General features: G+C 72.7%; 9 protein-coding genes. 8 read left to right on the top strand and 1 reads right to left on the bottom strand.

The features are described 5' to 3' along the window. Positions 1-9 precede the first annotated feature (9 nt). Genes ABT118_RS28395 through ABT118_RS28370 form a run of 6 tightly spaced genes read left to right on the top strand, consistent with a single transcriptional unit; the run spans position 10 to position 7,295 of the window. On the top strand, positions 10-1,620 hold the full coding sequence (locus ABT118_RS28395; RefSeq protein WP_350675011.1) for a PfaD family polyunsaturated fatty acid/polyketide biosynthesis protein: 1,611 nt from the start codon (positions 10-12) through the stop codon (positions 1,618-1,620). Further along, on the top strand, positions 1,617-3,233 hold the full coding sequence (locus ABT118_RS28390; RefSeq protein WP_350675010.1) for an acyl-CoA dehydrogenase family protein: 1,617 nt from the start codon (positions 1,617-1,619) through the stop codon (positions 3,231-3,233). Before ABT118_RS28395 ends, ABT118_RS28390 begins: the two co-directional genes overlap by 4 nt. Before the next feature lie 31 nt (positions 3,234-3,264). Next, positions 3,265-5,052, top strand: coding sequence for an acyl-CoA dehydrogenase family protein (locus ABT118_RS28385; RefSeq protein ID WP_350675009.1), 1,788 nt, complete (start codon positions 3,265-3,267; stop codon positions 5,050-5,052). Next, entirely contained in the window at positions 5,039-5,260 is a 222-nt protein-coding gene (locus tag ABT118_RS28380) for a hypothetical protein (RefSeq protein WP_350675007.1), read from the top strand. The genes ABT118_RS28385 and ABT118_RS28380 overlap by 14 nt, the downstream gene beginning before the upstream one ends. Next, entirely contained in the window at positions 5,257-5,961 is a 705-nt protein-coding gene (locus ABT118_RS28375) for a 4'-phosphopantetheinyl transferase family protein (protein WP_350675006.1), read from the top strand. Before ABT118_RS28380 ends, ABT118_RS28375 begins: the two co-directional genes overlap by 4 nt. A 20-nt stretch (positions 5,962-5,981) precedes the next feature. Continuing rightward, complete coding sequence (locus ABT118_RS28370; RefSeq protein ID WP_350675005.1) at positions 5,982-7,295, top strand: NAD(P)/FAD-dependent oxidoreductase; 1,314 nt, start codon at positions 5,982-5,984, stop codon at positions 7,293-7,295. Between the two features lie 7 nt (positions 7,296-7,302). Here the strand turns inward: ABT118_RS28370 and ABT118_RS28365 are convergent, their stop codons facing one another. Continuing rightward, positions 7,303-8,010 (bottom strand): MerR family transcriptional regulator, encoded by a 708-nt coding sequence (locus ABT118_RS28365; protein WP_350675003.1) that lies wholly within the window; start codon positions 8,008-8,010, stop codon positions 7,303-7,305. Between the two features lie 127 nt (positions 8,011-8,137). On the opposite strand from ABT118_RS28365, the gene ABT118_RS28360 reads away from it, so the two are divergent. Both ABT118_RS28360 and ABT118_RS28355 read left to right on the top strand, forming a co-directional pair. Further along, positions 8,138-8,548 carry a DUF3291 domain-containing protein gene (locus ABT118_RS28360; protein ID WP_350675002.1) on the top strand — a complete coding sequence of 137 codons (411 nt, stop codon included), beginning with the start codon at positions 8,138-8,140 and terminating at the stop codon, positions 8,546-8,548. 118 nt (positions 8,549-8,666) lie between these two features. Further along, positions 8,667-10,112: an MFS transporter gene (locus tag ABT118_RS28355; RefSeq protein ID WP_350674999.1), complete on the top strand. Its 1,446-nt coding sequence runs from the start codon at positions 8,667-8,669 to the stop codon at positions 10,110-10,112. Positions 10,113-10,279 lie beyond the last annotated feature (167 nt).

The raw sequence follows: 10,279 nt of genomic DNA, 5'->3' as shown, positions 1-10,279 counted from the left end.
ACCCCACCCATGGACACCTTGGAATCCACCCCACTGCGCTGGTACGGGGAGAGCTACCCCGCCACCGACGCGCCGGGCATCTACCAGGCGCTCGCCGAACTGGACCGCCCCTGCTTCATCGTCCGCACCCCCGAGGGCATCGGCGCCGTCGCCGAGGGCCGGGCCGCCGCCGGCGGCACCCGCTCCGGCGGCGGGGCCGGGCTGCCGCTGCTGGCCGCCGTCGCGGCGCTGCCCACCCAGCGGCTCGGCTCGGCCGAGTTCCGGGCCGCCCACGGCGTCCGGCACCCCTACCTGGCCGGCGCGATGGCGGGCGGCATCGCCTCCGCCGACCTGGTGATCGCGCTGGCCAAGGAGGGCTTCCTGGCCTCCTTCGGCGCGGCCGGGCTGCTGCCCGAGACGATCGAGGCCGCGCTCACCCGCTTCGCCACCGAGATCCCCGGCCTGCCCTACGCCGTCAACCTGATCCACAGCCCGAGCGAGGAGCGGCTGGAGCGCGAGGCGGTCGAGCTGTTCCTGCGCTACGGGGTGCGCTGCGTGGAGGCGTCCGCCTTCATGGCGCTCACCCCGCACGTGGTCCGCTGGCGCCTGGCCGGGCTGCGGCCCGGCCCGGACGGGCGGGTGCTCGCCGAGCACCGCCTGATCGCCAAGATCTCCCGGACCGAGACCGCCGAGCGCTTCATGCGCCCGGCCCCGGCCGCGATGGTCAGCTCGCTGCTGGCGCAGCGTCTGATCACCTCGGAGCAGGCCGAGTTGGCCAAGTACGTCCCGATGGCCGACGACATCACCGTGGAGGCCGACTCCGGCGGCCACACCGACCGCCGGCCGCTGCCCGCGCTGCTGCCCAGCATCCTGCGGCTGCGCGACACCGTGCAGCGCGAGCACCGCTACCCGGCCCAGATCCGGGTCGGCGCGGCGGGCGGCCTGGGCACCCCGGTCGCGGTCGCGGCGGCCTTCGCGATGGGCGCCGCGTACGTGGTGACCGGCTCGGTCAACCAGTCCTGCGTGGAGTCCGGCGCCTCCAAGGCGGCCAAGTCGCTGCTGGCCGAGGCCGGGATCGCGGACTGCGAGATGGCACCGGCCGCCGACATGTTCGAGATGGGGGTCGAGCTCCAGGTGCTCAAGAAGGGCACCCTCTTCCCGATGCGGGCCAAGCGGCTGTACGAGCTCTACCAGGCGTACGACGGCCTGGAGTCGCTGCCCACCGAGGAGCGGGTCCGGCTGGAGACGCAGATCTTCCGGCGGCCGCTGGACCAGGTCTGGCAGGACTGCGTCGGCTACTTCAGCCGCCGCGACCCCGAGCAGCTGGCCCGGGCCGAGGGCAACCCGAAGCGGCGGATGGCGCTGGTCTTCCGCTGGTACCTGGGGATGTCCTCGCGCTGGTCCACCGTCGGCGACCCGGACCGCACGCTGGACTACCAGATCTGGTGCGGCCCGGCGATGGGCAGCTTCAACGACTGGGTGACGGCCAGTTACCTGAAGACCCCCGGCAACCGGCGGGTCGCGGACGTCGCGCACCACCTGATGCGCGGCGCCGCGTTCCACACCCGGGTGGCCCAGCTGCGCACCTCGGGCGTCCGGATCCCCGCCTCGGCGGCCGACTACCGGCCGGTGCCGCTGTGAACACCGCCGCAGAAGAGCTCGACCGCGAGCTCGGCGACCCGACGGACGCCGCGAACCCCTTCGGGTACGCGGCGGCCGTCGGCCGGGACGAACGCGACGAGTTCCCCGAGGAGTTGTGCGCCGTCCTGCGCAAGCGGGACTTCCACCTCAACTACCTGCCGGCCGAACTCGGCGGCACCTTCAGCTCCTTCGACCACAGCCTGACCCTGGTGCGGACCGCCGCCCGGCGCGACCTGAACGTCATGCCCGGCACGATGTTCAGCATCACCGCCGCGACCTGCGTCCAGCTGCACGGCTCGGCCGCCCAGCAGGAGCGGGTGGCCGCGATCCTGCGCCGGGGCGGCTCGGTCGCGTTCGCGATGTCGGAGGCCGAGCACGGCAGCGACCTGCTCGCCAACACCGCCCGGCTCACCCCGGCGGAGCACGGCTGGGAGCTGGACGGCACCAAGTGGATGGTCGGCCTCGGCCACCGCAGCGAGGCCGCCTACCTGGTGGCCAGGACGGGGGAGCGCGGCCCCGCCGCGTTCTCCGCCGTGCTGGTCGACCTGGACGACCGGGTGGACCGCGGCGCCCAGGTGCCGACCGGCGGGATGCGCGGGATCGACTTCGCGCACCTGCGCTTCGACCGGCACCCGGTGCCGGCGGCGGCCCTGGTCGGCCGGGAGGGGGAGGCGCTGGAGACGGCCGTGAAGGCGCAGCAGGTGGTCCGCCTGATGAGCACCGCGGGCAGCCTGGGCTGCGCCGACACCGCCCTCCGGCTGACCCTGGACTTCGCCGCCGAGCGCCGGATCGGCCGCGCCGCCCTGCTCGACTCGCCTTACCCGCAGCGGGAGTTGGCGGTCGCCTCGGCGGCCCTGCTGGCCGCCGACGCGGTCGCCCTGGCGGCGGCCCGGGGCATCCACGCCGCCCCCGAGGCGTTCAGCGTCTGGGGCTGCGCGGCCAAGCACGTGGTGGCCGAGGCGGTGGAGGACCTGATGCTGCGCTGCGGCACCGTGCTCGCCACCCGCTCGGTGCTGCGCACCGAGGGCCCGGGCGGCGGCCTGTTCCAGAAGCTCCAGCGCGATGCCGCCCTGGTCCGGGTGGTGGACACCAGCACGGTCGCCAACCTGCGCTCGTTCGCCGGCCAACTCCCGGCACTGGTCCGGGCGGTGGCCGACCCGGCGGCGGCCAGGACGGTGTTCGACCTGACCGCCGAGCTGCCGCCGTACGACCCGGCCCGGCTGGACCTGAACGCCCGCGGCCGGGACCTGGTGACCGCGGGCGTGCCCGCCACCGCCTCGGCCGGCGCCGACCGGCTCCGGGCCGCACTGGCCGTACTGCCGGCGCAGGTGGCGGCGGCCGACCCGAAGGGCAACGACCTGGTCGACCTGGCCGAACGGTTCGCCTGGCTGCACGCCGCGGCGGCCTGCCTGCACCTGCACGCCGCCAACCCGGACGACGAACTGCTCGGCCGCAGCGACTGGCTGGAGGCGGTGCTCGGCTACCTGCTGGCCCGCGCCGACGGCAGCTCGCCCCGCCGGGCGGCCGCCCCGTTGCTGCCCGCACTGGCGATCACCCGCGAACTGCACGCGGCCAAGCGCCTGTTCTCCGCCGTCCCCGTCCGACTGGCGTGACCCCGCAAGCCTCACAGGAGAGAGAACCACCGTGCCGAAGGCAGACCTGACCGAGCTCGCCGCGCGGCTCGAAGCGCATCTCGGCGACCCGCACGACCCGACCAGCCTGATGCCCTTCGACCAGATCCTCGACCACGACGAACGGGAGGAGTTCCCCTACGCCTTCGTCAACCTGCTCCAACGCTGGGGCGTGCACGAGTACGTGATCCCCAGAGCCCAGGGCGGCAAGGCCGGTGACGTGGAGGTCGGCTTCAACCTGCTGCGCCTGATCGCGCGGCGCGACCCCACCTCGGCCACCGCCCTGATGCTCACCAGCCTCAGCTTCATGCCGGCCTGGATCGCGGGCACGGACGAGCAGAAGCAGTACGTGGTGGACCGGATGAAGCAGGGCAGCAAGCTGGCCTGGGGCCTGTCCGAGCGGCACCACGGCAGCGATGTGCTCGGCAACGAGATGCGGGCCGAGAAGGTGGACGGCGGCTACCTGCTGACCGGCGAGAAGTGGCTGATCGGCAACGCCACCGTGGCCGACGGGGTGAGCGTCTTCGCCCGCACCGACCCCAAGGGCGGCCCGGCCGGGTACTCCATCTTCCTGGTGGAGAAGCGCAACACCCCGGCCGGCGCGGTCGAGGAGCTGCCCAACGAGCGGCTGCACGGCCTGCGCGCACTGGACATGAGCGGCATCCGGCTGGACGGCGTCTTCGTCCCGGACGAGGCCCGGCTTGGCCACCAGGGCCAGGGCCTGGAGATCGCGCTGAAGAGCGCCCAGGTGGCCCGCACCACGATCGGCTCGATGGCGCTGGCAGCGGTGGACACCGCGCTGCGGGTGACCCTGGACTTCACCGAGCAGCGCGAGATCTTCGGCAAGAAGGTCAGCGACATCCCCTACTCCCGGCGGCAGTTGACCGAGGTGTTCGCCGATCTGATGATCGCCGACGCGGTCAGCCTGGGCGCGGTGCGCAGCCTCCAGCTGGTGCCCGAGCAGACCAGCGTCTGGTCCTCGGTGGCGAAGTACTTCGTGCCGACCCTGCTGGAGCGCTCGATGGCCCAGCTGAACATCGTCCTCGGGGCCAGGCTCTACCTCCGGGCCCACCCGCACTACGGCATCTACCAGAAGATGCTCCGCGACCTGCTGGTGGCGATCTTCGCCGACGGCAACACCGTGGTGAACCTGAAGAACATCGCGCTCCAGCTGGACGGCCTGCTCGGCACCGCCGCCCAGGACGCCGGCGCCCGGGCCGCCGCCGAGCAGCGGGTGCCGCAGCTGTACGGCATCGACCGGGAGCTGCCGCTCTACCGCCCGTGGGACCAGGAGCTGTTCAGCCGGGGCAAGGACGACGCCGTGCTGGCGGCACCCGCCACGCTGGACCGGCTGCGCGAGCTGGCCGCCGAGGCCAAGGGCGAGGAGCAGGGCTGGCTGAACCGGGCGGTCGGGGCGGCGGAGGGCCTGTTCGCCCGGGCCGGGGAGATCCACCGGCAGGCCGCCGAGCTGCGGGCCGGCCTGGGCCGGGAGTACGGCCAGTCGGCCGAACTCTTCGACCTGGCCAAGCAGTACAGCACCCTGCACGCGGCCGCCGCCTGTCTGCACACCTTCGTGCACTCGCACGCCGCGCTGGACGACCCGCTGCCCAGCGGCGCCCTGCTGCTGCTCCAACTGGAGCGGCTGGCCCGGCTGTTCAGCCCGCACGAGGCGCTCACCGACGCGGCGGTGGTGGACGAGGTGATGCGGGTGCTGCGGCACCTGCACCGGGAGAACCGGCTGTTCTCCTACTGGCAGTTCCCGCTCGCCGAACGGACCGGAGCCGTCCATGTCCAGAGCTGACACCCCGTCCGGGACCGCCGTCTGCCACGGCTGCCAGCGGCGGGTCGCCAAGGACAGGCTGGACCACACCCTGAAGGTCTGCCAGGCCTGCCGGAACGGGTTCCGGCAGTCGATGGACGAGTGGCTCAAGCACCTGCTCGGCCTGGACGCCCTGAACGCCGCCCCGCCGGAGCAGCGCCCGGCCGTCCCCTACCGGGCCAGGCCGTGACCGGGGCCGCGCCGGACGCCCACCTGTACCTGCTGCCGGAGCCGACCGTGGACCGGTTCGCCGAGCGGTACGGCGGGGACGCGCTGCTGACCCGGGCCGAACGGGACCGGATGGCCCGTCAGCGCACCGAGGGGGCCCGGCGCCGGTTCCTCGGGGCCCGGCTGCTCTCCCGGTACGCGCTGAGCGACCGGGACGGGCGGGCGCCGGGGGAGTGGCGGTTCCGCACCGGCACGGCCGGCCGCCCGGAGCCCGAACCGGACGGCCACAGCCTGCGGTTCAACCTCTCGCACACCGACGGCCTGGTCGCCTGCCTGGTCACCGAGGGCCGGTCCTGCGGCGTGGACGTCGAGCGCACCCCGGCCCGGCCGGACGCGGTGACCCACCTGCCGCGCTGGTTCGCCCCGGCGGAGCGGACCGAACTCGGCACCCTGACTGGCGGGTTGGCGGCCGGAGTGGCCGCGTACTGGGTGGTGAAGGAGGCCTACCTCAAGGCCCTCGGCACCGGCCTGCGGCGGGAGCTGGACGGCTTCGCGCTGTCCGCCCCGTGGCGCTCGCCGATCCGGCTCACCGATCCGACCCTGCCGACCGGCACCGCATCGCACTGGCGCTTCGAACTGCTCAACCCCGCACCGGGTTTCGTCCTCGCCACCGCGGTCGAGGACGGCTCGGCGGGCCGCCTGCACCGCACCTGGGTCAACTAGCCCTTTCGAAAGGAAGCCCCATGTCCAGCAGCACCTCTCCCGCCCGCAAGCCCAGGGTCGCCGTGATCGGCGCCGGTGTGGCCGGCCTCTCCGCCGCCTACCGGCTGCGGGACCGGGCCGAGCTCACCCTGTTCGAGCAGGACAACCGGCCGGGCGGCCACGCCAACACCATCGAGGTGGAGGAGAACGGCCGCACCCTCGGCATCGACACCGCGTTCGTGGTCTTCAACCAGCCCAGCTACCCGAACCTGACCAAGTTCTTCGCCGAGCTGGGGGTGGAGACCAAGCAGCACCTCGGCGGCTTCAACTTCTTCGACCTGGACAGCGGCCTGCAGTACGGCACCGCCGAGATGGCGCTGCCGGAGGAGGAGGTCAACAGCCGCTACTCGGAGGAGTTCCGCACCATCTGGCGCGAGGCCCGCCGGTTCCACGAGGAGGGCCGCAAGGACTTCTTCCGCAAGCGCACCGACCTGCCGCTGGGCGAGTACCTGGACCGGGGCGGCTACAGCCAGGAGTTCCGGTACGGCTACGTGATCCTGCTCTGCACCGCGGTCTGGTCGGTGCCGGCCGAGCTGATCTGGGAGATGCCCGCCACCACCGTGATCGCCTTCTTCATGGCCCACGACGAGGGCGGCCTGGGCGGCAAGCGGGTGGACTGGCAGACCGTCAGCGGCGGTTCGATCAACTACGTCCGGAAGGCGATCGCCGCGATCGATCCCAAGCTGCGGCTGGCCGAGCCGGTCACCGGGGTGCGCCAGGAGCCGGACGGCGTCACGGTGGCCACCGCCAACGGGGCCGAGCGGTTCGACTACGCGATCCTGGCCACCCACGGCGACCAGGCCAGGGAACTGCTGGCCAACCCGGACGACGTGCAGCAGCACACCCTGGCGAAGATCCGCTACAACTCCTCGACCGCGGTGCTGCACACCGACGCCAGCGCGATGCCCGCCGACCGCGAGCGCTGGGACAACTGGAACTACGGCAAGGTGACGGTGGCCGGGGCCACCCGCCCGTACGTGGCGTACTACATGAACCGGCTGCACGGCTTCGAGGCCGAGCAGGACTACTTCGTCACGCTGGACTACCCGCGGGCGCTGCGCGAGGAGTTGGTGATCCGGGAGCTGAGCTACTCGCACCCGGTGATCGACCTGGACCTGCGCCGGCTGCAGCAGACCATCTACCAGGTGAACGAGGGGACCCGGGTGAAGCTGGCCGGTTCCTACTTCCACTCCAAGCAGCTCTACCACGACCAGATCGGCTCGCACGAGGCCGCGTTCTCCTCCGGCGCGGAGGCGGCCGCCCAGCTCCTGCGGGAGCTGGACGGCGAGGGCTGAGCGGCCGTCAGTCCTGCTCGGCGGCCCCGTCGGCAGTCCCGCCGGCAGCCTGCTCGACGGGCTGGTCGGCGGGCTGGTCGGCGGGCTCCTCGGGCCGGGGGTAGCGCTTGGCGGAGGCGTTCTCCTGGGCCATCCGGCGCAGCGCCATCAGGACCGGCTCCAGCAGGATGGTGAGCAGGACGGCGCGTTCGACCCGCTCCAACGGATCGGCTGCGTCCTCCAGTTGGGCCAGGTCGAGTTCGGCGGTCCGCTCGGCCAGCCGGCCGTACGGGAGCAGGGTCCGCCAGTCGGCCGGCAGGCCCAGGTCCCGCAGCGTGGCGAGGGTGTCGGTGACGGTGGCGCGGGTAGGAGCCTTCTCGCTGATCTCCCAGCCCAGAGCGGAGATCAACTGGTCCGCGGGGGAGGGTTCCTGGGGCTGGTCCGACGGGCAGTCCGGCTCCTCGGTGGGGACGGCGCCGAGGGCCAGGCCGAACAGCAGGTGGGTGTCGGTGGAGTGTTCGTCCAGGGCCCGGAGCACCTCGCGGGTGGTGGAGACCGACAGTCCGCGCACGGTGATCAGCGCCCGGGCCAGCCGGAGCCGGCGCAGGTGGTGCTCGTCGTACTCGGCCTGAGTGGCGGAGGTGGCCACCCCGGCGGGCAGCAACTCCTCCCGCAGGTAGTACTTGATGGTCGCCACGGGGACACCACTGCTCCGGCTCAGCTCCGAGATCCGCATCCTTCTCCGCTCTCCACTGGAAAATTGGGTAGCTCTACTGTCTAATATAGATAGTGCCACACTCCAACGGGGTGTGAGGCATCGCTGTGCCGACTTCCCGCACCGGTACCACCGAAAGGCCGAGACCATGCCCACCCTGCCCTGGACCACCCCGAACGCCCCCCAGCCCGGCACCCAGGTCCTGGTGATGGCCTCCCGGCTGGAGGTCGGCTCGCTCAAGGACGTGCCGAAGTTCTTCCTCAAGTCGCTCGCCGCCTGGCGCCAGGTGAAGACCGCCCCCGGCGCGGTGGGCGCCACGCTGATCGCCCAGCCGCTCAAGCGCACCTTCTGGACCCTCTCGGCCTGGGAGGACCGCAAGACCCTCTACACCTACGCCAAGACCGAGCCGCACCACACGATCATGACCTCGCTGCGCTCGGTGATGAAGGTGTCGACCTTCGTCTTCTGGGAGGTCCCGGCCGAGCAGCTGCCGATCGACTGGGCCGACGCCAAGAACCGGATCGCCGAGCAGCAGCGCCTGGACGCCGCGGCGAAGTAGCCCGCACCCCGGGGCCGCCACCCCGGGCCGGCCGCACCTGTCGTACCCGAACCCACCGTACCCGTACCGCATCGCAGTCCCGACCCCAGCTGACCTCTCGATAGGGAGAACCCCTGCCATGTCCGCCTCCGCACCCACCGGGCGCAAGTTCCCGCTCTGGCTGACGATCGTCGTGTGCAGCCTGCCGATGTTCATGGTGGCCCTGGACAACCTGGTGGTCTCGACCGCGCTGCACACCCTCGCGGTCGACCTCAAGGCCACCACCCAGGACCTGCAATGGTTCGTCAACGCCTACGTGCTGAGCTTCGCCTGCCTGCTGCTGACCGGGGCCGCGCTCGGTGACCGGTTCGGCCACCGCAAGGTCTTCACGCTCGGCATCGTGCTCTTCACCCTCTCCTCGATCGGCTGCGGACTCGCCGACACCAGTGGCCAGTTGATCGCCGCCCGGGCGATCCAGGGCTTCGGTGCGGCGGCCGTCATGCCGCTCTCGCTCACCCTGCTCTCGAACGCCGTGCCGGAGAAGATGCGCAGCCTGGCGCTCGGCCTCTGGTCCGCCGTCAGCGGCCTGGCGATCGCGCTCGGCCCGGTGATCGGCGGCGCCGTGGTGGAGGGCCTGGACTGGCGCTGGATCTTCTGGATCAACATCCCGGTCGGCATCGTGGCCGTCCCGCTGGTGCTGTTCGTGGTCAAGGAGAGCCGGGGCGAGCGGGCCAGGCTCGACCTGCTCGGCATGGTGCTGGCCACCGCCGGGCTGCTCGCCCTGGTCTGGGGCATCGTCAACGGCAGCGAGGACGGCTGGACCGACGGCCGGATCGTCGGCGCCTTCGCCGCCGCCGTGGTGCTGCTCGCCGCCTTCGTGCTCTGGGAGCGCTGGGCCGCCAGCCCGCTGCTGCCGCTCGGCTTCTACCGGATCCGCGCCTTCACGCTGACCAACATCGTCTCCGCCACCATGTACTTCGGGGTCTTCGGCTCGATCTTCTTCCTGACCCAGTATCTGCAGATCGCCCCGGCCCGCACCCCGCTGCACGCCGGTGTGCTGACGCTGTCCTGGACCATGATGCCGATGGTGATCGCCCCGATCGCCGGTGCCCTCACCGACAAGGTGGGCGGCGGCCGGCTGATGGCGCTCGGCCTCTTCCTGCAGGCGGCCGGCCTGGCCTGGATCGACCTGGTGGCCTCCGCCGACACCCCGTACTCGCAGCTGGTCGGCGGGATGCTGGTGGCCGGTGCCGGCATGGGCTTCGCGATCGCCCCGACCGCCGCCGTGGTCCTCGGCGCGGTCGGCGCCCAGCACCGGGGCAAGGCCTCCGGCGCCAACACTACCGTCCGCGAGATCGGCGGTGCGCTCGGCATCGCGGTGCTCAGCAGCGTCTTCACCGCCCACGGCAACATGGCCAGCCCGGCCGGGTTCGTGGACGGCCTGCGCCCGGCGGTCTGGGTCGGCGTGGCAGTGGTCGTCCTGGGCGGCCTGTGCGCCCTGGCCATCCCGCGCAACCCCCGCCCCGCCGCCGAGCCCGACCCGGCCCCGGCCGACGCCGACGCCCCCGCGCCGGCCCTGGTCTGAGCCACCGCACCACCCCCGCCGAGCGGGCCCGGAGGAGCCAGGTGATCAGCGGCGGCCGGTCCGCCGGGGTCTCAGTGCCACCCCTCCCGGTACGCCGCCGTCCGGGGTGCCCGACTCTCGCTCGACCGCGAGGCGCCCGGGCGGCAGGCCTTCGGCCTGGCGCTGTA

The sequence above is a fragment of the Kitasatospora sp. NPDC002040 genome (assembly GCF_040296785.1).
Lineage (GTDB): Bacteria > Actinomycetota > Actinomycetes > Streptomycetales > Streptomycetaceae > Kitasatospora.
The sequence above is the reverse complement of the archived record's forward strand: the minus strand, read 5'-3'. Positions and strand labels throughout refer to the sequence as shown.

Bases quoted from the DNA above. Each gene is read 5' to 3' on its own strand.
- ABT118_RS28370 (WP_350675005.1), top strand. From the start codon at position 5,982: ATGTCCAGCAGCACCTCTCCCGCCCGCAAGCCCAGGGTCGCCGTGATC.
- ABT118_RS28360 (WP_350675002.1), top strand. From the start codon at position 8,138: ATGCCCACCCTGCCCTGGACCACCCCGAACGCCCCCCAGCCCGGCACC.
- ABT118_RS28365 (WP_350675003.1), bottom strand. From the start codon at position 8,010: ATGCGGATCTCGGAGCTGAGCCGGAGCAGTGGTGTCCCCGTGGCGACC.
- ABT118_RS28395 (WP_350675011.1), top strand. From the start codon at position 10: ATGGACACCTTGGAATCCACCCCACTGCGCTGGTACGGGGAGAGCTAC.
- ABT118_RS28380 (WP_350675007.1), top strand. From the start codon at position 5,039: ATGTCCAGAGCTGACACCCCGTCCGGGACCGCCGTCTGCCACGGCTGC.
- ABT118_RS28355 (WP_350674999.1), top strand. From the start codon at position 8,667: ATGTCCGCCTCCGCACCCACCGGGCGCAAGTTCCCGCTCTGGCTGACG.